Origin of the sequence: Pseudarthrobacter sp. O4 (assembly GCF_050157025.1) — a bacterium.
In the GTDB taxonomy this organism is placed as follows: Bacteria; Actinomycetota; Actinomycetes; order Actinomycetales; family Micrococcaceae; genus Arthrobacter.
The window spans coordinates 76,178-97,128 of record NZ_CP189592.1 but is presented as its reverse complement, the minus strand read 5'-3'; the positions used below and the strand labels follow the sequence as shown (position 1 = coordinate 97,128).

The following is a 20,951-nucleotide window of genomic DNA, read 5'->3' as shown; positions in this document are numbered from 1 at the left end:
TCAGGAGGCGCTCCGCCGGGACCAGCCAGGCGAAGAAGAGAGAAGTGTCATGCGTGGGTCGGAGCTATTCACAATGACCCTGTTCCCTGTCAGTTCCATGAAGGGAATGTCCGAAACATCATCCCCATATCCATAGGAGTTCCTGAGGTCGAGCCGATGACGGGCAGCATGGGCGGCAACTGCTGTGGCCTTGCCTTCACCGATCATGGGTTCTGAAATCTCGCCGGTGTACCGGCCCTGGTGCACAATTGCGGAGGTAGTTAGGACATCATCAGCGCCGATGTAAGTGGCAAGGGATGACAGTGCAGGGGCAAAGGAGCCGCTGACCAGAACGACCCGATGCTGCTGTGTGCGGTGGTTATGCAGGTCCCGGGACATTGCATGGAAGATCACATTCTCTCCATGTTCTCTGAGTGCACCTTGGAACCATTTGCGGCCCAGTTCATGGACTTCTGCCACATCCCGCCCCGCCCACCAGCGGAAGTACTCACGGTTCGTAGTCTCGCGCGGGGCTCCGGCAGCCCTGAGCTGCCGGAGCCGTCCAAGAAAAACCTGCCCGTCCGGGAGCCGGCCCGTTGAGTCTGCATCGAAAAGCAGAAGCTCGAACATTGTTGTCAGCGGGGTCAGTGTGCCATCAACATCAAAATACGCACCGGCCATGCCTCCGGTCAGAACGCTCCCTCCAGGACGCGACGGCCGTTGACGTGCTGGGCCAGCTCGGCAAACGAGCCCGCCTGAGCGATCTCCCAGTCGTGTACAACCAATCCGTATTTCTCACTGATCATCACAGCTATCTCAACCAGTGAGAGCGAATCGACTTCCATTTGGTCAAAGTTGGTCTGAACCGTTGCCTCGCCAATGATTTCAGGCGCAGCAGCGTGGACCATCTCAAGAAGGTCTTCGGCGGTTACATGGGCTGCGGGTTTGGACATGGTGTGGTCCTTTCATTGAGTTCCTGCTGTGGGTCAGTGACTGTGATGGCGGGCCAGGTCAGTGTTCCGGCGCCCCAGGTGGTGCCTCCGCCGAACGCAGTGAGCAGCAACTTCTCGCCAACTGCGAATTGGGGCGCATGGTCGGCCAGCGCCAAGGGGATCGAGGCGGCGGAGGTGTTGCCGACTCGGTCCAGATGTATGACTGCCTTCTCGGGGTCGATTCCCAGTACCCCGGCCACCCGGTTGAGGATCCGCTGGTTTGCTTGGTGAGCGACGAGCCAATCGACGTCACCGGGCCTCCAGCCGCTTTCCTCAAGGGCGGCACGGGAAGAATCGGCCATAGAGGTGACAGCCTGAACGAATACTTCCTTGCCTTGCATTGAAAAGTAGCGGTCTGCGTCGGAGGTGTCAGGAGTAACCGGCATCCGCGATCCGCCGGCCGCGACCTTGATGAGATCCTGACAGCTCCCGTCGGAGTGCAGATCGAACGCTGAAAGCTGACCTGGCTGGCCCTCTTCACCGGCACCGACAACAACTGCTCCGGCACCGTCCCCGAAGATGATGGCGGTGTTCCGGTCCTGCGGATTGATGATGGCGCTGAAGGTGTCCGCACCGATTACCAGTACTTTTCGGTGTTGACCGGAAAGTACTGCCGCGTTCGCTTGTGCCAGTGCGTAGACGAAGCCTGAGCAGACAGCGGCGAGGTCAAATGCAGCCACCGGACCCAGTCCTAGCCGGGATGCGACCGCAGGGGCGGTAGCCGGACAAGGGTGGTCAGGTGTCGTAGTGGCCAGAATAACCAGGTCAACGTCCGGGTTCCCGGCCGAAGCCAAAGCCCGACGGGCTGCTTCGGTGGCCATGTCACTGGTTGCTTCTCCGGGTCCTGCGAACCGCCGCGAGTGAATGCCGGTTCGCGTGCGGATCCATGCATCCGAGGTATCCAACCGCCCCTCAAGATCCAGGTTGGTCACCTCCTCCGAGGGAACATAGCCCCCCAGCCCTTGAAGGACGACGGCTTCGGGCCGGAATCTAACGGGTTGTGGCAAGTTCACGTTCCTGTTCGTTGCGTACATCCAAGGCGTCATATTCCGTCTGTGCCTTGGCTACGGCTTCCTCAATGCTCATGACCCGGGGCAGGTTGTAGTGTGCCGTGATTCCTTCAAGCCGCTCCGGAATCGTGCCACCGATGGTGACGTTCGGTATGCCCAGCTTGGTGATTTCATCCTGAATCATCTGGTCAGCCAGTGATCGGAACTTTTCGTTCACCGGGCGGTGGCCGTCAGCGACAAGGGGGAATTCGATGGGAAGGTGCACAAAGGCGTCGTAGTTGGCCAGAGCGTGTTGCTTGGCTGGCACGCCGAGTGCGCTGATGACCTCTTCGAAGAAGACGAGCTCTCCGGTCTTCTCGACGCTGTCCAGTTCCACTGAGTCGTTGGGGTTGATGCCGACCAGGACGCGGACCGTTCCGTAGATCCACTCGTGCAGGGACGATCCGTCGGAAATGAATGTGTCAGCCAGGTGGGACTCATTGACGGCGCGCTCGGTGTTCCGCCTGGTGATCAGCATTAGGATTTCCGCGGCAGTGCACTCCTCCAGGGTCTTGCCCGGGACAGAGATGGGCAGCAGTTCACGCATTGTTTTGGCGGCGCTGCGCGGCATGCCCGTCAAATGGGCCAGCGCCATCGTGGTGAACGTCTTGCCGGAGGAGTAGGTGCCGGAAATTGCAAGTTTCATTTTTTCTCTTTCATTGTTTTGATGCGAGGAGGGTAGGTTTTTGGGTCTAGAGCGGGAGTTCGTGCGCCACGTCGCAGGTGATTTCGAGGTGCTCGCCTATCCGCCCGACGATGTCTGCACAGCGCCAGTTTCTGCCGTTAAGCGGCAAGATCCTGGAGCGGCGAAGTTTTACGTCGAGAGGAAGTGCGGTCCGGATGCTGGATGGAGGAGCCGAGGCTTTGATGATGGTTCGTCGCATCCATAACGTGTTGCTGTCGGCACGGGAAATCCCGTCGAGCTCGTAGAGGAGGACCTGACCGAGTTGCAGTGTTGCGACGAAGCCCTCCATCAGGGACAGGCCAGGCTGATAGGCGCCTTCCAGCCCGATGGATGCGGGCATGTCCGGACTCGGTTCCGTCACCGCTACTGTGGCTCTGCTGGTTAGTGCAGAGCTGTCCAGCGTTATGTCCCGGATGTCTGTTTGCCGGGATTTGTAGATGTCTCCGTAGACCCGTAGGGCAGCGTCTCCGACGAGAGCATCGGGGTTCTCCGTTCGGAGGTTTGCCTTTGATGCCACGCATAAAGGGTGGTGCAGTTCCATGACCGCATTCATGGAGGCCATTTCCATGTGGACCCTCATGACCCCATCATTGGACTGTCCGGTGGTGGTGGCGGTCACGGGAAAGTCATCGAGGGTGTCTTCAATAGGAGTTGTTCCGGCGGTCAGGGTAATTTCCCGGACGTAAACTGCGGGAAGGATCGACGGTGCGTATCGGCTTGCCAGCAATGCTTCGGCTGCCTCCAGGGCCAGCACGATTGCATCAGTGGTGCCCAGGTGTGGCTGTTGGGACGTTGAGCCCTTTACGGACCAGTGGTCCCCGACCCGCACCGACCCGCGCGCCTCCATCACTGTGGTCCCGTCAGGGGCATGCCGGATGGCGAGTTCGCGCAGGGCCGGCGTGGTCTTGCGGTAACCGCTGCCGAAGAAGCGGGTGGATGAGGGTCCGAGGTAGTCATCCACGTTGGCCAGGACGAGCGGGTCAGGGAGGGTCAGGCTCATGGGACTGCGCTTTCTGTCGGTTTCAGTCAGACGGATTCTGCGGGGACGAGCTCGGCTTCGGCCGGGACCGCTTTTCTGGCGGGGAGGAAGGCCAGGATCACGGCTGCGGCTCCCAGGATGATGATGGCGTTGACGAGGAGCCCGAAGTGGACTCCGCCAAGGATCGCCTCGGCGGTGGCAGTATTGCTGTAGTTGGCTGTGGTGAAAGCCAGTGCGATTGCGCTGACAATGGGCGTACCGATCGTGAACGCTACCTGCTGGGTCTGACCGGCGAGCCCGGTTGCCAGGCCCTGTTCTGAGTCGGGGAGTCCGGAGGTGACGGCTACGGTGTATGCGACGATGACCAGGACATGGCCGAATCCGCCGATTGCCGTGGCAATGAGGATGTGGGTGAATCCGATGCCGGCGTTCATGCCTAGCAGCAGGAAGCTAAGGGTGGAGACGCCCTGAAGGGTCAGCCCCAGCACCAGGGTGGTTTTGGCGCCGACCTTGTTGATGATGTTGGCTGCGAGCAGGCCGCCGGTGAAGGCTCCTGCGCCCAGGACGCCGAATGCAAGTCCTGTGGCAAGGGCCGAGGACTCCAGTACCCGCTGCAGGTAGATGGTCAGGAGGAATACCTTGCCGCTCTCCATGGCGAAGGTCACCAGGCCGCCAAGGTTGCCCAGCGAGACTGAGGGACGCTTCAGGATAGTGACGGCGGCCAGTGGGTGTGAGGAGCGGGCTTCGATGTTCCAGAAGGCTACGAAGGCCACCACTGCAAGGCCCAGCAGTCCCAGGGTAGTAGGTGAGGACCAGCCTTCACGCTCCACTGCTGTGACGCCCAGGACCAGGGCAAGGAGGCCGAGGGTCAGTGTGATTGCTCCGGGGACATCGAGTTTCTGCTGGATTCGAGCGGAAAGGTCCTTGATGACGAACGGGGCTAGGGCGATGATGATGATGCCGACCGGGACGTTGATGAAGAAGGTGAAGCGCCAGCCGAACAGATCGGTCAGGACACCTCCCAGGACTGCCCCGACGGCGAAACCAAGGGAGAGCAGTGCTCCGTTCAGGCCCAGTGCTTTGTTCCTCAAAGGACCTTCCTCGAAGGATGTGGTCAGCAGGGACAGGGCTGCCGGCATCGTGATGGCTGTTGCCAGGCCCTGGCCGACGCGGGCGGCGAAGAGGACGGACGGGTCAGTGGCAAGGCCTCCGACAGCGGAGGCGATGGTCAGAATGACCATACCGATGAGGAACATCTTCTTTCGGCCGTAGTAGTCGCCGATCCTGCCCATCAGCAGCACAAGGCCTGCGGCGGAGAGGGCGAAGAGGGTGATGATCCATTGCAAATCGCCGTCTGCGATTCCCAGGTCCCGGCCCATTGCCGGTAGTGCGACCGTGACGATTGAGAAGTCGAGAGCGAACATGAACTGTGCGCCGAGAAGCAGGGTGAGGACCAGCCGCTGGCGACCTGTCAGTGAGTGCGTTGGTGGGGATGTTGTCGTTGACATGTTTACAGCCTGCTGCCTTGGCAACGCCCCATCCAGAGTCCGCTTATGGTGGTAGTGGCAGCACCTGCCTTAGCCGACTGGCTCCCAGTACTTGTCTTCCCCGGTGCCTGTGATGACGCGGCCGAAGACAACGTCCCCGAAATGCATTCCCGCACCGATCATGCCGGTATCAGACAGCAGGTCGATGGTCTGCTTTCTGGATTGGAGGGAGGCTGCAGGGTCGGCTTCAAAGCAGGAGTTCAGCCGGGGATGAGAAACCTGAACCGGGCTGTGCATGACGTCGCCGAAGCAGAGCAGGCTTTCGCCCTGGGATTCGATCAGGTAGGACATATGTCCCAAGGTGTGGCCGGGTGTCGCCACAGCTGTGATCCCGGGAAGGATCTCGGCTCCGCTGCGCGCCGGCATCCAACCCGGTGTACTTCCCAGGCCGTTGGTCTGCAGCTCCTTCTCAGATGCCATGAGGGTCGTGTTGCGAAGCAGGTGTCCGGGAGCTCCGTCAGCCTTGAGCCACCCTGTGTGGTCATCGTGCAGATGGGTGAAGAGCGCGGCGTCAAGGCTGGTCGGAAGACTGTTGAAGCGGGCCATGGCCCCGCCGTTCATCTCCCCCAAAGACGGGTGGGATCGGGCAGCCGGAAGATGCCTGGGGCCGAAACCTGCGTCGATGAGTACAGCCACATCCGGCCCGGTGACAAGCAAGGACCCGATGGATCCCGTCAGGTAACCGTCTTCAGTGATCAGTTCCGGCCTGCCGAAGTAGTTCTCGTCGTGGTCCCCCGAAAGGGAGAACCACACTTCAGGATGCAGCTGGACGAATCCGTCGGGCAGGTAAGTGATTGTGAGATTTCCGACGCTGATACTGCGTTGGCGCGCAGCGGCACTCCAGCGGTCGGCGTTCATCCGGGCGGGGCTGGTCTGGGCTTTCAGAAAATCTCCTTTGATACGGTGCCCTTCAGCTGGCACGGGCAAGAGCTTCGGCGGTGCCGGAGCCGGGTTTGGGAAGGTAGAGGAAGACACGCAGATCATCGCTGCCCAGTGGGTTCAGAACAACTGATTCAAGGGTTAGCCGGCCCATCTGATTGTGGTCAAAGACGATGTCCACGTGCGGCTCGACACCGACCACGTAGCTGTCCCAGTAGTCCTTGAATTCTGCGGAGACGGATGCGATCTTGTCGGCCAACATTGTGAAAGTCGCATCGCCTGCGTACATGGCTGCCTGCCGGTGGAACTGCGCGGCCATCATCCGTCCGGCCAGTTCCCGATGGGGATAGTGCGCCGCGACATCTGGTTTCGTGAAAAACTCCTCCAGACAGTTGGAACCCACGCTTATGCCAAACACATATTCCGAAATGGGGTTGGTAGCTACGACGTTCCAGTACCGGTCAACGGCGTAGGCGGGAGACTGGGTGAAGCCGGCGAGGATGCGGTCCATGATGGCCCTGATCTCGGCAGCCGCGGACCTACGAACCGGCTGCTGCTTTCCAGCGAGCTCGTAAAGGTGCTCAAGATCTCCGCCTTCGAGCCTGAGTGCCTGCCCAATGGCATCAACAACAACAGAGGACACGCCGATGTCCCGTCCCTGCTCCAGCCATGTGTACCAGGTGACACCGACGTTCGCCAGAACCGCGACCTCCTCCCTGCGCAGCCCGGGAGTACGCCGCCTACTGCTGTTGGGCAGGCCCACATCCTGGGGGCGCAACTGCTCTCTCTTGGCGCGCAAGAATCTAGCCAGGCTCTGTCGCCGTGCCTCGGATTCATCCACGTCCCTTGGGACGGCGAATGTGGGCATGTCAGTAGTTGCGGGGCGTAAAGTCGCGGATGCCATGAGTGCCTGCTCTTTCTTGATTTCAGTCTGGAAGTCAGGAAGCTGCTGCGGTTCCTGCGAGATGTGCGTTGCAGGGAATCAGCTGCCGCAAAACGATCATGAAATCGTCGAGTGCAGTTCGGTGAAAAAGATGTCCCCCATCCACTTCATGGTAGCGAGGAGACGGACTGCAATATTCCTCCCAAAGTCGCATGCGACGGATGTTTACCAGCCGGTCCCTCGTTCCCCCGATGAGATCAAGCTGTACCGGGAGCCCCTCACGTGGAGGAGAGTAAGCGCAGGCACGCCGGACCCCGGCCGCCGTCCGCTCGGTTATGTACGCTGGCAGGAGCGCCGGGGGCGGCTCCGTCTCGTCCAGTATCCGCAGTGCCTCGCGGCTGTCCGGAACGGACCTCGGGGCGGGGGAGCCGCCAAGAATAACCGCCGACGGCAATTTGAGGCCGTGCTTAATAAGTGACCGGCATACCTCAAAAGCAACATGGCCCCCCATGCTGTGACCGTAAAACGCCGATGTCGAAAGGTCGGCGTCTTGGAGATACGCGAAAGCCTTTGCTGCCATGTGCTCGATGGTTTCAGGTTCTCCAGTGCGACATTCGAGCGGAACTCCGATGACGGTGACAGAGGGATGAAGGTGGGAAGTCCAGGAGCGGAACTGCCACTCCGTACCTCCGGCATGATGAAAACAGTAGAGAGTTGTTCCTGCCATGTACCGAGTATGTGTCCTGGGCGCAGCAGCATCCAGAGGCTGCTTATCCTGTTACAAACTGTGCCCGGCTGAGGGCGGAATTCCAGGAATGACTTCCAGTGTCAGGGGGTTGGGCAGGTCATGAGAGCAATTGGAGTTATGACATATGGCGGCCCGAAGCAACTTGAGCTGCTCGAAGTAAACGAACCGGCACCCGGTTACGCAGAAGTCCGCGTCCGGGTCCATGCTGCGGCCGTGAGCCCCACTGACGTGATGCTTCGCAATGGGCAGCACGCTGCGACCATCGACGCCCATGGCCTTCGCCCGCCATACATTCCTGGCATGGACCTCGCGGGCGTAGTGGATGCTTTGGGGCCGGGCAATGACGGAAGGCTTAAGGAGGGTGACCCGGTAGTTGGTCTGGTGCTTCCTTTCCCTGCGGGCGCGTACGCAGACAAGATCGTCTTGCCCTCAGATTCTGTCGTGGCCGCGCCAAGGGGCTTTGATTTTGTGTCCGCGTCAACCCTTCTGATGAACGCAGCGACGGCGAGGATCGCTTTGAACGAGATGAAGCTGTCCCCAGGGCAGAAGCTGGCGATCACGGGGGCCTCGGGCGCCTTGGGTGGTTACGCAATACAGCTCGCAAAGGCCGAAGGTCTGACGGTTATCGCTGACGCGTCCCCCGATGATGAGGACTCCCTCCAGTCCATGGGTGCAGATCATTTGGTTCGCCGGCGCGGAGACTTTGTGCGTGAAGTGCGCTTACTTGTCCCGGAAGGAGTCGACGGAGTCATCGACGCGGCTGTCCTGAATGGTGAGACACTGGGCGCTATCCGTGATCACGGACACCTTTCCGTTTTTAGAGCATGGGACGGGGCAGGGCAGCGCGGCATCAATGTGCACAAGATCAATGTCGGATCAGTACTAAGAGAGACCGCCATCCTGAAAGAACTGGTCTGCCAAGCGGAGGAAGGTGTTCTGACGCTGCGTGTGGCCGATGTCTTTGCCCCGGAGGATGCCTGGGCCGCTCATGAACAGCTGGAGGCAGGTCGGGTAAGAGGCCGCCTCGTACTGGACTTCGGTTCCTAGCCGCCCTCTCGGAAAAGGTTTCACCCCTCCGTTACAGTCCTCGGGTCATCATGGCCAGATCGATGCTGGAATGTCCCAGTTCCAAGCGGTCAGGAACCGGGCCGCCGGCGTCCTAGCAGCAGCCGAACTCCGTGGCTGAGGAGGCCGACAATTCCGGCCAGGGCCAGCATCGCGGTGAACGCGATGATCTGGCCGAGGAACATGACCGCGGCCACCCCGAGGGTGCCGAGGTAGGTCAGGGTTAAGGTGAGCGTGGATGACTCGACCATCAGTTCTGGCCTGCCGACCCTTCGGGCCCTTCCGCCAGCGTTCCTGATGTCCGAACGCTCAGGGACGGAAGTCCCTCGCGCCAGGTTCATCTTCAATTAGCAGGCATACGCCGTGTGAATTCATGAGCCCCAAAGCCACTACCTCACCGCCCAGTCTAAGGTGAGAGCTCGGTAGAAATGGCCCGTGCCCCTGTGCCACAGTCCACCACAGGCGACCGGACCCCCATAGAACCTTGGAAATGGGACGCACCCTGTGGTGTTCGTTACCAGACCAGGATGTCCAGAAGGCGGAGATCCGTAAGTCCGTCCAGTAGCCGCACCTCGTGCTGCTTATTGATGTCATCCGACTCATATGAGCGAAGTCGACGCCGCAGTTCGTCCAACGCGCCGGAGGCCCGTGCCTCGAGTAGGTCATTGCGTACAGCGATCCACGTGCGTCGCCGCCATCCAAGCTGCGGGTAGTCCCTTCGGAGCATCTTTGCTGCGGGTGCATAAGAGCGCGCTATATGGCTGTCGAGGATGGGGAAAAGGCTTGGCAGCTTTAGGTGTAAGACCTTTGAGATCTTCGCGAAGCTCACGCCTTTTGGAGCGTTTTCAGCGAAGTGCCAGTAGAGATCCGTCATGGAGGCGAACAATTGCCCATCGACGGGAACGGCATCCGGGTCGGCGTTGGCGAGGTCGGCGGCGGGATTAATCCACGACGCCGTTGCAGCAGTCTCTACGAAGAAGGCCACTTCTTTGTTCGAGATCCGAGAGCTGATCTTACGGGTTCGAATCACTTCCAGGGCGGTGAGTTCTCCTGGCTCTCCAGCGCCCAAAAAGTCGAATGCGGCGGGCGTCTTCCGTGGGTATCCTTCCAGAACCCCCATAGCGTCTTCCAAGTTGCGGACATGGCCGGCCACATTAAGCGTCTGCGCTGTTCCTTGCTTCATGTCGTGATTGTTCCATCGATGCGGTTGGCGAACGGGCGCCGCCCCTGGTGGTTCTCCTTGAAGGCTTCGATAAGCGCACCTTCCACTTCAACGGGGTCGCCGGTGACTAACCAACAGACCTTGAGATCTTGGGCGTCCTCCAGCTGCCATATCGTACGACCGCCACTGTGGCCGCTGTTCCCGCCGTTGCCGAAGCGACGGTACTTGTTCAGTCGTTCATATATTCCGAGCTGGCACTGTGCCTTGCCAAAGTAGAGGATCGCAGTGTCTGGCACCCAGGCTGCCTGAAGGAAGTCCAACGTGTAGTGGCCTCCTTTTCTGCCGGTCCCCGGTACTAAGAAACATGGTTCCTGCGTGCTTTCGCGCACTACCGCGTAAACGCCGTGCTCGGTGGAGACTTCTTCAGGGGATATCGCGTCGAATCGAATGAATCCTTCAAATTCTTGGTCCTTCAGCCATTGGATCGTCATGTGACTACCGCCCGCGGCTTTCTTCAAACGGGTCCGGGGTTGCGAGAATTGTTTCGAGATCCGCGGCTGTTTGCTCATCAAAGGGCACGTCCTGTCCCTCTCCGCGAATAGCCCTTGCTTCCATCGCGTCCTGGAAGCGCTCCCGGGCAAACAAGAACTCCACCCACGCTTCAACTGTCATACCCCTCTCGCCTGTTCCTCACGGGAGACGGGATCGTAATCACGGAGGATGACCGCCCTGGTCGTCTTAAGAGCCTTGGCTGTTTCGTTAGCCAGTTCGATCTCATCCCGGGTCCATCCAGGCACAGCCTTTTTCGCGCGTCGCTTCGCTGTCCTGACCGCGTTCCGTTCCCGCTTCAGCTGCTCCGCCAGCTGCTCCGCAATGGCTTTGTGTGTGCGCACAAGCTGGGCCGCCTCTTTAGCTTCAGCGACGGCGTCCGCAGACCTCTGTTCGCCTGCCTCTGGGACTGTGATTTTTGTCTTCCAGAACTCCGCGTATTTCACTCGGTAGCGGGCCTGCTTGAGCTGTTCCCGTAGGTGCGCTAATTCCTCTTGTACTTGTTTGAGATGCTCTGCTGTTGAAAGCGGCTCGGCGGGTACTTCGGCAGGTGGTTCGGTAGGCGGTGCCGAGAATATCGTTTCCTTGGGCGGCCCGGGTGTGATTCCTAGAGTTGTCAGCAACCAGTCGAGGTCCAGGGTCCACTCATGGGTGTTTCGCTCCAGCCACTGATCCCTTGCGGCCAGGAGGTGGTCATTCAGTTCTTCCAGGGACCAACCGTTGACCTTCATCAGCTGGTCACTGGCGTCGTCGGCGTAACCCATCATCTGGGTCCTGCCGTAGTGTTTCGCGCCGTGACATCGCGGGCATAGGGCAATGAGCCCTACGAGATTTTGAACATGGAGTTCGCCGTCCTCGATCCACTCCCAACGCTCGTGGCAATCCACGTGGCCCTTTGCGCCGACACCGCCACAAACACCGCACGCGCTGTCTGAGGCCTCCTTGGCGAACTTCTTGCACTTTTCCCACTCGACGCGTGTCAGTCGGTTGCGGAGGTTTTCCCCGAAGAGGGGTTTCGGGATCAACTCCACGGAAAGCAAGGGCAAATCGTTGCGGCTCATGGGATTAATTCGATTCTTCAACGGTACGTTCAGAGCAGGGTCTGGCGGTGGCTGGCCCAGTGTTCGAGCCTTCTGGGAATGTTCAGGAGAGCTGACCAAAGCCATCTTGCAGTCCCTTTGATGACGCTGACGGCTAGGAATGCCAGGACAGTGCCGACCACGGACATGCCAATGGGCTCTCGCGTCCATGCCGACACCCAGCTAACGATTTCCGTTTCCATGTCCGGACCATAACTGTGGGGTCAGACAATTTGTGCGGATCTGTCCTGTGGCAGCTCGGACTGACGCTGTCACAGGAAGGAACCGTCAGGATTATCCGGTCTCCTTTTGCCTCCTGTACGGATCCAGACTTTAGTCACTGCTTCCCATGCCTCGCTGGTGCGCCGCCCGCCTTTCAGCACGGTGCAGTATTCGCAGGAGGAGGTCAGCTAACTGGATGACCTCAGCGGCCTCGACAGGATCGTCGAACTGCACGGTCCGGTGGCTCGCCGGGTTCTTATAGGCACCCATGGCCCCGGCGAACAGGTCAGCAGTCGCTTGTTGCTCGCCGCCTTCCGCCTCCGGATCCCGGAGTATGCCGTCCTTAGGACTGAAAGCTTTGCGCATCAGGTTCACGCCGAGCAGTTCGTTCGGCAGGCCAGCGACGCGCCGCACTTCGACCTCGACAGCCTTCATGGCCGCGAATGCTGCTGTCTCGTAGTCACCGAGCGCAAAGTTCGACTTGGCCGATCCGAGAGCCGCGTCTAAGTCGCCAGCCAGCCTCTCTGCGGCCCAGAGCTTGGTGATTGCGTTCGGGTCGTTGATCAGTTCTGTGCCAAGTTCGCTGACGCGCTGCCAAGGACTGCCGTCCCGCGGGTCTTTGGCAAGCAGCGCGTGGGCTTCAAGCCAGGCCCATGCATCTGCCACACGGTCCTGCAGAACGTCCACATCGGACTCGTCGGGGAACTCGGTTTGCCTCATCCAGAGCATCAAGTTGTGCAGGTTGCGCCAGCCTGACCACTGGACCAGGACTTTCATGGCGAGGTCAGGGAGGGGAAGATGGCGGATTTCGTCCGCATTCAGCTCGGTCATGGGCTGATCGTAGAGGCCGGGCCGTTGCCAGATCTAACTGCGTAGGGTGATCGGTTTGGCCTTCGACGATTACGGCTGCTGTTCGCCGCAACCATTCCGCATCTTTGGGACTTCTCCGAACTAGTATTCTTGTCCGGTGCCTACCGATCCCATTCACGTCGAGCTTGTTGGCCAATCCTGGTGGCAAAGCCTTCTGCCTGTTCTAGCTATCCTGATTTCACTCGCTTCTGTGGCGCTGACCCTCGTGCTGAAATTCCGTGATGACGCGCGCATAACCGTGGCAAGCAATCTGGGTGTCTTCGTCGGCGGTGGAAGCAGCCAGCCGCACGTCACTCGCACAGCGACCAACGTTGGCCGCACCGGAAAGACCGTACTCACTTCCCTTCATCTCAGGATTCCAAAGGGAGTCAGTCTTCATACACCCCGACCCCTCCCCGGAGCTACGGTGTTGCCAGAAACCCTGGAACCCGGCGCGTCCGCACACCAGTTCATTCCTGTCGCGGAGATACAGCGCGCTATGCGCGAGGGAGACATTGATCCCATGAAGCTCGTTGTGGTCGCGACAACTGGTCATGGGGAGCGGGTCTACTCACTCAGTAAGCATGTTCGACGAGTGCTGGCAGAAAGGTAGGAAATTCGAACCCGCGCCGCGGAACGGGCGTCATTTGATCGCCAAGCGGCATCGCGAAATCACCTACGTCTCAGCGTCGGCTGACGTTTTGGGTGTACTGCTTCGCAGCCAGGGAGCCGCCGTGGAACGGTGGTTTGAGCACACGGAACGCGGGCGCGCCCGGTACTCTTTTCATGGGCGCTAACCAGATTTCTGGTTGCGTCTCCAACGTTAATCCGAACAGCAGGAGAATCTGTGTCCATCCAGGCAGCAGTGGAATCGAAGGCAGATGCTTTCGGATCTCTGAAACCTGGAACGCAGGCCGTACTTGCATCGGTTAGTGGCTGGTGGGAACTCAAAGCTAACCAGGTAGGACTCTCTGGCCGTTGGGCGGACGTCACACAGGCTCTGGCCGCACAGCCTCCAGCCCCAGTGGACGGCGCTTTCGCGATTGAGAGCGTGGATGCCTCAACCACGCCAGACATGCTCGGAGCCCTGTACGTCAGTTCCCTGCCGAATGCCGAGCGCTCCAAAGAGGGAAAGCACTACACTCCCACCATTTTGACTGAGCGGTTGTGGGAGATGACTCGAGCAGCACTGGGTTATACGCGTGGGCGAGATCGTCGTCTCAGCGGCCTCGTTCGTGATCCGGCCTGCGGTGCCGGCGCGCTTCTGGTCCCACCTCTCCGTGAGCACCTTCGAGCGACAACCAAAGATGATCCCGCCATTACCATTCGTGGCTTGCCCTCATTGATCCACGGCATTGACATGGATCCCTGGTCAGCGTGGCTTACAAATGTGGTTTTGGGGGCTGAAGCCCTGCACACCCTAGCGCGTGTGCCGGAGGCACGCCGCAGGCCTGTTCCGGTGCTCGCGGAAACCGGTGATGGACTTGCTGTGGGCCGGGAGAAGGCCCTAGCCACCATTATGAATCCTCCCTACGGCAGGCTCAGGCTTGCCGTAGACCAAAGGTCGGACTTCGCTCACGTGCTCTACGGGCACGCCAATATCTATGGCATGTTCATGGCGTCAGGCGCGGACAATACTCGGTCCGATGGCGTCTTGGCCTGTCTGGTTCCGACGTCCTTCACAGCTGGCAGGTACTTCCATAAGCTGCGTGGCCATCTGGCGAAAACCATGCCGATGCACTCAATGAACTTCGTAGACGGACGTAACGGCGTCTTCGCCGGAGTGCTCCAGGAAACCTGCCTAGTCACGTTCCGGCGCAAGATCACCCGCAAGGTGGAAGTGACCCGCTCCAACGGGCATGTTGAGCACGTTGCCGAGATCCCCACACCTCGAGGGGACGGACCGTGGCTGCTTCCCCGCGAGGCTCGTGATGCTGCTACGGCCGCGGCCGCCGGCCGTATGCCGCTGACGCTGGAACGAGCCGGATGGCATGCCTCCACGGGCCCACTGGTGTGGAACCGTCGTAAAGATGACTTACATGCCCGTCAGGGCAAGAATCGGATACCGGTCTTGTGGGGAGCTGATGTTGACGGTGGTCAGGTCCATCGCGACCGCGCACGTGACACGATGCGCTTTCTGGCCTTGACCGTGAAGTCCGATCCGGACGTAATGGTCTTGGACGAACCCGCCGTCTTGGTACAGCGAACGACCGCCCCTGAACAAAGTCGGCGAATCGTTACTGCCGACTTGGACCGCGAAACACTGAATGAATTCGGGGGAAGAGTCGTCATCGAGAACCACTTGAATGTCCTCCGCACCATAGTTGAAGTGCCCCTGATTTCCCGAGCCACCCTGGCACGGGTACTGCAAACGCAAACCATGGACCGATTGATGCGCTGCATTTCCGGATCTGTGGCCGTCAGCTCATATGAGATCGACTCGCTACCCCTCCCCGAGGCCTCCGTTTTGGCCGAGTGGGAGGGTTTGTCCGGTCTTGAGCTTGAGAAAGCCGTCGCGGCGGCCTACAACCCTGGAGCGACCATTGTCCGATCTTCTGCCCGTAGTAACCCGCGAATTGTGCAAAGAGCGACTGGAACTGATCTTCCCGGAGGGCTTTAAGACTTCGCTATCGAGTCCGATGTCAGCGGCGACAGTGGCGGGATTGATTTGGGCTGATTGCGTCATGCCAGATGATGATGCCGAACTAGACGCGAGCCTTTCTTACGCGCGGCCAACCACCGGTCTTTGGATGAACGCTGAACTGTTGACCATTGACGATGATGACAAACGGCGAGCCTGGTACAAGGCCCACATAGCCGGGCAAGCGGCGGCCACAGCCCTTCAACGAGAGTGGGGCGTTGACACAGAGCAGTGGTATGCCACGAACAGCCGCGAGTCGGTGCGAAAGGGGCTTTACATACTTGGTCGCCAATATGGCGCCATGAGTATGGGTGTTGGCGTGAAGACGAACGCAGGTTCGGCACGGTGGATATTGCGCAGGAGCTTCGCGCAACTCTTTGATCCGGCACTCCAAGGCGAGGCGCTCCGCGGGGCAATAAATGACTGGACCAATACCGCGATGGACCCGGAGTCGCGCCTTCGCGCCATATTCGCTCGAGAACGACACAGCACCTCGACCAGTATTTCCGTGGCTCTGCCGAGCGGCGAGATTCGCCTACTGGCGCCCGATGAGTCGTCCCTAATACTCAAGGGAGTCATTGAGGTATGGGCAGAACAACGCCTCATGCAACCTGCCGTACTAACCATCAGTGAGCCGGGCGACAAGAAAGCTTTCGTGGACGAGCGGCGGCTGGCTCTTGCCGGAATCAACATCAACGTCTCGGACTTACTACCTGACGCCCTGATAGTAGACATGGGGCCCAGACCCGCTGAGTACTGGATCATCGAGGCCGTAGCCACCGGCGGTCCGGTAGATGAGCGTCGCAAACAGAACTTCATCGAATGGGCGCAGACACAGCGCATCAGGCCAGAACAACTGCGATTCCTCAACGCATTCATCTCGCGGAATGATTCGGCCGCGAAGAGGCACCTTATGGACCTAGCCGTCGGAACGTATGCGTGGTATCTGGATGAGCCAACCCGCGAGTTGGCTTGGAATGCAATCGAAACAGCCATACCGAACAACGTTATTGACCTGGGCAACTCCCGTTAGGGCGAGGACCCACTCGAAGCCGCTGGTACGCACGCTGCAGGCGATCGATTTGATGCTGGTCCCCGACCGTCTGGCCGTCCAATGGTGCGGTTGGGACACCTGCGTCTAGGCGGTGCCGAGCACCGTGGCGCGTGGCGCCTTTGCACGATTCAAGCCCATCTCAGCGAGCACTGAGTCGTACACGAATGCGGAGCCATTCGATCTCTTGTTCGTGAGGAACTGCGTCAACTTGTCAGGCTGCTGCTCTGCCAAGTACTGCAAAATTGAACGATATGGGGACCAGTTCAGGTTGTGCCTTCCGCCGTATTTGGCCTGCCCCACGTCAAGCAACTCTCGAAAAGAGTCAGCGTCGCTAAGTCGGATATTCCGCAATAGGGCGTAGACCCCTTCGGCTAGCCGGCGGACATCCCGCGGAAGCTGATCACGTTCCCAGTTGCTCTTTAGGGTTGAGATGATCTCGTTGATCAGCGTGAACTGGTCGCTGGTCTCCGGCAACGCGGCACTGAGCTCCAATGCAGCCATACTTTCGATGGTTACCTCAGCCTGTTCCAGTGCTGCTTTCGCCTGGTGTGCCACACGCTCACGACGCCAGCTGACGTTCTCGGCCTTATATACAACGTCGTGTGTGGCGATCGTCCACGCGTGCTGAAGGAATGTGCGTACCTGCACTTCAAAGATGACCCCGGCAAGCCCCGTTGGCGGCCCATAACCTTGGTCGACGTACTTCATATAGAGGCGCAGGTCGTCGAAGCGGAAGTCCGACGGAGCCTTCTTGGTGATCTCGTGAGATTCGGGCCTCTTGTAGGCAGGCGGGCCGTACAAATCGATGACCAGACGTTCCGCATCCTTTACCTCAGAGTAGTTTGGGACGACTATGACGCACGCGAAAGCGTCCTCGATCGCATCCGGATTCTTGACTCGCCCCGCTTCTATTTTCAGAGCGAAGCTCTCTTCTTCCTTGCTCCTGCTTTCGTAGTGCCACGAGCTGGGTTTGCGAGCAAGGATTTCTTTGTCCACCTCGTTCTTCAGCTTGTCGGCTAATGCCCGCTGCCGTTTGTACGTCGTTCGAAGTTGTTCATCGATCTTCATCGTCGGTGCTCTGCGCCTGCGGAAAGAGGGCCGACTCAAGGGCGCTAAGGCGTTCCCTGCGCTTAGGTTCGTCGGTGGTCGCTCCGACCGATGCCGCCTTGTACTTAGCAACAGCTAGGTCGAGTCCCGTTAGATTTCGGAAGGTTGGCGCCTCGGCGGTCGCGTCATCCAACTCGAATTTCCTCACAGCATTCATGAATTCCGTGTAACGGTGAGCGAAAACGTCAAGCTCGCCTTCTCCCAATGGAGTTCTGTGGAGCGCAGCCCACAGTGTGTAGATGTTAAAGAAGGGCTGTGCGGATTGGGACACAAGCTGGGATCGTTCTTCGAGTTCCTCAAGCGTGGTTCGAACGCGTGAGAACGATTGGATGAAGGCTTCTGTGTCGAACTCGCTCTCCTCGGCGTTCGGGTCGTCGTGGTCAGCGTAGAGCTGATCCAGGTCATCCTGACTGAAGCCGGAAATGTCGTCGCGCAGGATGATGGCCGCCAGCTCTGAGATATTTTGAACGTCCATCATCCGCTTCTCTTTCGCGGCCGTACGGATCTTAAAGCTCTTCCAGATAGGTGTTTGTGCTTCATCTTCCAAGAACGTGATCAACCAGCCATCGAAGCGAGCATGGCGTAGTTCCTGGGCTGTCAGCTTGTTCGCATTCTTATTCAGTCTCGAGAAGACATCGTTGATGTCCGGAAAACTCGCGTCGTCGAGCTCCTCGATTGTGATCCGGTAATTCCACAGGAGACGCTTGATTGCAGGATGGTCATCGAAGTCTCCCCAGCGTTTGCCGTCGAAATTCCGATCACCGAAGTCTTCGGCGAGGCTAAAGCGGTTCGTGACGTACATCAGTATCGTCAGGATCCGTTGTTTTCCGTCTACGACGTGGTAAGTGGTGTTCCCAGTCGCGTCATCGATGGTCTTGTGTAGGAAAATCGCAGGCGACGGATAGTTCCTGAAGACGGTGTCCATGAAGAAGCGGCGATCCTTAGGCGTCCAAACGCTTTTCCGCTGGTACGCCGGGTCGAGGTCAAGCTGACCGTTCTTGTGCAGATCGAGCAGCCATGTCACGTCGTACGTCGTCACAACACGCTCTACTCTGCGCAGTGGCTCGTCAGCCATCTAGACCTCTTCCTATTCGGTAGCTTTATGTTCTCAGGCTATTGGGAAGTCTATTGGCTACCACACGCCTCCGTGCTTACGCTTTGCGCCTGGTCGCGGTTTCGGTATTGACGAGGCCAAGGATGCGGACGGAGCAGGTCTTGCCGCGGTTTACTGCTTGTCGGTCCAGCGTTCGTGTACCGACTGCCGGCTGATGCCTACGGCGCGGCCAATAGGCCTCCCAGGATGCCCCGGCGGCCTTCGCGGCCGCGACGGTCTTGTCCAGCCTAAGCCCGTCCTGGCTGTATTCAAGCGTGGCCGCTTCGACACCGAGCAGGGACGCACACGACAGTGGAACTTGCCGAATCGCGATAGCGCGGTCAACCGTCTACCGCGTCATCAAGCGCGCTGACGACACCACCGTTTAAATCCGAAAAATTTCACCGTCCCAATCCGGAATCCGCACCGGTGCGCCCTAAACGTGAATTTCTGAGCCGATCCTCCTCAAACCCCCGGCTCCGGCCCGCGGTCTATTGGACGGCATCGAGGCCTTCGAGTGCTTCGATTTCCGCGCTGTCCAGCAGCTGCGCTGTGCTGGTACGGGTGACCCTGGCGAAGTCGTCGAGGTAGTCAGCCCCGTTGCGCTGCATCAGGTCATCAAGGATCGCGTGCATGCGGCCGGTCAGCTCACCGGGGCCTTCGGCTTCTTCGGCCGCTATACGCGTGAGCGTCAGCGCGGCCAGCTGTGGATCGTCGTAGATGAGTCCCATGGCCTAACGCTACGCGTCCGCCGGCAAGAGGAAAGGGAAGCCTGCTAGCCGGTCCGGATCGCGATCAGCTTGTGGCCCTCCGGCACCATCGCGTCGAGTGCCTGCCGTGCTTGGTCGTGGGTGGCGCCTTCGGCGTCTCTACGCTCGTGCGCGCCGGAGGGTTCTTCGATGGTGCCCGTAATCTTCACCGGATCATTCTATTTCTGGAGAGCATCGCCCGTCGGGACAACTCACGTGGGGGACCCAACCCGCGAGGGAGACTACTTAGCTGTCATTTTTCGAAGTCGTCTGCACTGGCATCCGCAGAAGTACGGGGGCTGTGCAGACGACTGTGAACAGCTGGGTGTTCGAACCCGGCTGCACAACAGGCATTCTGTATCGAAGTCGTCTGCACTACTTCTACGGCTTCGCCTAACTTGAATCCGCGAGGACTAGGGGGTTGAGGACCAATGCTCGGGAAAGTCACGTTAGCGATTGGTCTTCCTTGATTTGGCGGGCAAATTTGTTCTTGAGCATGTCGATTCTGTTGTGACCAGGGTTTTCCGTCGTTCTCAAGCCCCGGACACGGTGGAGGACGAATTCAGGTTCAGACACGAGTTGGGCATGTGTGAGGGCTGCTGGGAGGGCTTCCCAATGACACACACGAGTCGGCCGCGGCTTCGAAGGATTCTGTGACAGCGGTTCACAGACGAAGGAGCAACCTGATGGCAAACAATCTCCCGGACGAACGGGAACTGACACGGAAAGAGATCGAAGCGGAGCAGTTGAATCGGCGGCATCTGGAAGGGGTCCGCCGGCGTGAGCCCGCCGTCGCAATGATAAGGATTCTCCTGATCCTTTTTCTGGCCTTCGCCGGGGCTTGGCTGGGTGGCTGGGCGATGGCGAGCGTCCAGTACGAGTTCGCCCTTGGCGCTATCCAGGGCCTTGGCGGAGGATCTCCGGAGGCGCAGGAACATTCGGCGTACTTGCTGACCGTGGGGCCGGTAATTCTCGCCGGACTCATGGCTTACTTTGGCTCCGCCAACTTTTTCGGCACGTTGGTTTCGTATGACAGGGTGGACTGGCTCTTCGCCTGGGCCGAGAAGACCGTATTTCGGAAAGGGGGCCAGGCATGAGCATGATTCCGTGGCTGCACATCAAGGACGAGCGCGGGAAGAACATGATGATTCCCGTCGACAAGATCTCCTACATCACGCCCGAATCGGACGGCAAGACGCTGGTGGTCGGGCTTGTCGGGGGAGTGAGCAAGCGTGCCGTCCTTCCGGATCTGGGCGGGGCGATGGCTCCTTGGCAGCAGGATAGCCGCGAGGAAATTGTGAAGCGGCTGCCCGAGGCGATCATGCGTGCCGGCGCCGCCCATAGCGCCGTGGCGGTCATCTCCCTCAATGCTTTCGAACTCACAACCGGCAACCCCAACACACGAATCTTTACGTGGGAAGTGGAGATCGGCGAACCGTACCCGACTAGGGTCTACTGACCGGCAGGGAAGGCAACGCCGGCGGCTGGTGCGCTGGTAGCGTTGATTCCGAAAAGGCCTCCATGTCCCCCAAGGTGGAGGCCTTTTCGTCTGCCTGGATTCGGTCGGTGCCGACTCATCCGGGTTCGCGTTCGAGCCGGTTTACATGGGTGAGCGTATGTCACACACCGTTCGGGATCCC

23 protein-coding genes are annotated in these 20,951 nt (G+C 59.5%); 5 read left to right on the top strand and 18 right to left on the bottom strand.

The window, feature by feature from the left end:
* From ACQCSU_RS22020 to ACQCSU_RS21980, 9 genes are all read right to left on the bottom strand, one after another.
* Entirely contained in the window at window positions 1-660 is a 660-nt protein-coding gene (locus ACQCSU_RS22020; protein ID WP_426979975.1) for an HAD-IB family hydrolase, read from the bottom strand.
* 8 nt (window positions 661-668) lie between these two features.
* The gene (locus ACQCSU_RS22015) at window positions 669-932 is read right to left on the bottom strand and encodes a phosphopantetheine-binding protein (RefSeq protein WP_426979974.1); all 264 of its coding nucleotides are present in this window, start codon (window positions 930-932) and stop codon (window positions 669-671) included.
* Window positions 908-2,005 carry a beta-ketoacyl-ACP synthase III gene (locus ACQCSU_RS22010; protein ID WP_426979973.1) on the bottom strand — a complete coding sequence of 366 codons (1,098 nt, stop codon included), beginning with the start codon at window positions 2,003-2,005 and terminating at the stop codon, window positions 908-910. The genes ACQCSU_RS22015 and ACQCSU_RS22010 overlap by 25 nt, the downstream gene beginning before the upstream one ends.
* A complete protein-coding gene (locus ACQCSU_RS22005) occupies window positions 1,962-2,666 on the bottom strand; it encodes an AAA family ATPase (protein ID WP_426979972.1) in 705 nt (234 codons plus the stop codon). The genes ACQCSU_RS22010 and ACQCSU_RS22005 overlap by 44 nt, the downstream gene beginning before the upstream one ends.
* Before the next feature lie 46 nt (window positions 2,667-2,712).
* A complete protein-coding gene (locus tag ACQCSU_RS22000) occupies window positions 2,713-3,705 on the bottom strand; it encodes an AvrD family protein (protein ID WP_426979971.1) in 993 nt (330 codons plus the stop codon).
* 26 nt (window positions 3,706-3,731) lie between these two features.
* Window positions 3,732-5,192 (bottom strand): MFS transporter, encoded by a 1,461-nt coding sequence (locus tag ACQCSU_RS21995; protein ID WP_426979970.1) that lies wholly within the window; start codon window positions 5,190-5,192, stop codon window positions 3,732-3,734.
* A 69-nt stretch (window positions 5,193-5,261) separates the two neighbouring features.
* Entirely contained in the window at window positions 5,262-5,984 is a 723-nt protein-coding gene (locus ACQCSU_RS21990; protein ID WP_426979969.1) for an MBL fold metallo-hydrolase, read from the bottom strand.
* Window positions 5,985-6,141: 157 nt separating this feature from the next.
* Window positions 6,142-6,951, bottom strand: a complete 810-nt coding sequence (locus ACQCSU_RS21985; protein WP_426979968.1) for a helix-turn-helix transcriptional regulator — start codon at window positions 6,949-6,951, stop codon at window positions 6,142-6,144.
* 97 nt (window positions 6,952-7,048) lie between these two features.
* Window positions 7,049-7,720: a thioesterase II family protein gene (locus ACQCSU_RS21980; protein WP_426979967.1), complete on the bottom strand. Its 672-nt coding sequence runs from the start codon at window positions 7,718-7,720 to the stop codon at window positions 7,049-7,051.
* A 120-nt stretch (window positions 7,721-7,840) separates the two neighbouring features.
* On the opposite strand from ACQCSU_RS21980, the gene ACQCSU_RS21975 reads away from it, so the two are divergent.
* The gene (locus tag ACQCSU_RS21975; protein WP_426979966.1) at window positions 7,841-8,788 is read left to right on the top strand and encodes an NADP-dependent oxidoreductase; all 948 of its coding nucleotides are present in this window, start codon (window positions 7,841-7,843) and stop codon (window positions 8,786-8,788) included.
* A gap of 89 nt (window positions 8,789-8,877) precedes the next feature.
* Here the strand turns inward: ACQCSU_RS21975 and ACQCSU_RS21970 are convergent, their stop codons facing one another.
* The 5 genes from ACQCSU_RS21970 to ACQCSU_RS21950 form a co-directional block, all read right to left on the bottom strand.
* Window positions 8,878-9,057, bottom strand: coding sequence for a hypothetical protein (locus ACQCSU_RS21970; RefSeq protein ID WP_426979965.1), 180 nt, complete (start codon window positions 9,055-9,057; stop codon window positions 8,878-8,880).
* 263 nt (window positions 9,058-9,320) lie between these two features.
* The gene (locus ACQCSU_RS21965; protein ID WP_426979964.1) at window positions 9,321-9,989 is read right to left on the bottom strand and encodes a DUF6308 family protein; all 669 of its coding nucleotides are present in this window, start codon (window positions 9,987-9,989) and stop codon (window positions 9,321-9,323) included.
* The gene (locus tag ACQCSU_RS21960; protein ID WP_426979963.1) at window positions 9,986-10,537 is read right to left on the bottom strand and encodes a hypothetical protein; all 552 of its coding nucleotides are present in this window, start codon (window positions 10,535-10,537) and stop codon (window positions 9,986-9,988) included. The genes ACQCSU_RS21965 and ACQCSU_RS21960 overlap by 4 nt, the downstream gene beginning before the upstream one ends.
* A 99-nt stretch (window positions 10,538-10,636) precedes the next feature.
* Window positions 10,637-11,578, bottom strand: coding sequence for a hypothetical protein (locus tag ACQCSU_RS21955; protein WP_426979962.1), 942 nt, complete (start codon window positions 11,576-11,578; stop codon window positions 10,637-10,639).
* A gap of 351 nt (window positions 11,579-11,929) precedes the next feature.
* Window positions 11,930-12,649, bottom strand: a complete 720-nt coding sequence (locus ACQCSU_RS21950; RefSeq protein ID WP_426979961.1) for a TIGR02391 family protein — start codon at window positions 12,647-12,649, stop codon at window positions 11,930-11,932.
* 865 nt (window positions 12,650-13,514) lie between these two features.
* Between ACQCSU_RS21950 and ACQCSU_RS21945 the strand changes: the two genes are divergently transcribed.
* Complete coding sequence (locus ACQCSU_RS21945) at window positions 13,515-15,287, top strand: N-6 DNA methylase (protein WP_426979960.1); 1,773 nt, start codon at window positions 13,515-13,517, stop codon at window positions 15,285-15,287.
* Window positions 15,211-16,341, top strand: coding sequence for a BsuBI/PstI family type II restriction endonuclease (locus tag ACQCSU_RS21940; RefSeq protein ID WP_426979959.1), 1,131 nt, complete (start codon window positions 15,211-15,213; stop codon window positions 16,339-16,341). The genes ACQCSU_RS21945 and ACQCSU_RS21940 overlap by 77 nt, the downstream gene beginning before the upstream one ends.
* Before the next feature lie 105 nt (window positions 16,342-16,446).
* On the opposite strand, the gene ACQCSU_RS21935 is transcribed toward ACQCSU_RS21940, so the two are convergent.
* From ACQCSU_RS21935 to ACQCSU_RS21920, 4 genes are all read right to left on the bottom strand, one after another.
* Entirely contained in the window at window positions 16,447-17,430 is a 984-nt protein-coding gene (locus tag ACQCSU_RS21935; RefSeq protein ID WP_426979958.1) for a hypothetical protein, read from the bottom strand.
* The gene (locus tag ACQCSU_RS21930; protein WP_426979957.1) at window positions 17,417-18,544 is read right to left on the bottom strand and encodes a DUF262 domain-containing protein; all 1,128 of its coding nucleotides are present in this window, start codon (window positions 18,542-18,544) and stop codon (window positions 17,417-17,419) included. Before ACQCSU_RS21930 ends, ACQCSU_RS21935 begins: the two co-directional genes overlap by 14 nt.
* A gap of 509 nt (window positions 18,545-19,053) precedes the next feature.
* Window positions 19,054-19,293, bottom strand: coding sequence for a hypothetical protein (locus tag ACQCSU_RS21925; protein WP_426979956.1), 240 nt, complete (start codon window positions 19,291-19,293; stop codon window positions 19,054-19,056).
* Window positions 19,294-19,337: 44 nt separating this feature from the next.
* Complete coding sequence (locus tag ACQCSU_RS21920; RefSeq protein ID WP_426979955.1) at window positions 19,338-19,481, bottom strand: hypothetical protein; 144 nt, start codon at window positions 19,479-19,481, stop codon at window positions 19,338-19,340.
* Window positions 19,482-19,997: 516 nt separating this feature from the next.
* On the opposite strand from ACQCSU_RS21920, the gene ACQCSU_RS21915 reads away from it, so the two are divergent.
* Together ACQCSU_RS21915 and ACQCSU_RS21910 are read left to right on the top strand one after the other, a co-directional pair.
* A complete protein-coding gene (locus ACQCSU_RS21915; protein WP_426979954.1) occupies window positions 19,998-20,408 on the top strand; it encodes a hypothetical protein in 411 nt (136 codons plus the stop codon).
* Window positions 20,405-20,770: a hypothetical protein gene (locus ACQCSU_RS21910; RefSeq protein WP_426979953.1), complete on the top strand. Its 366-nt coding sequence runs from the start codon at window positions 20,405-20,407 to the stop codon at window positions 20,768-20,770. The genes ACQCSU_RS21915 and ACQCSU_RS21910 overlap by 4 nt, the downstream gene beginning before the upstream one ends.
* Window positions 20,771-20,951 lie beyond the last annotated feature (181 nt).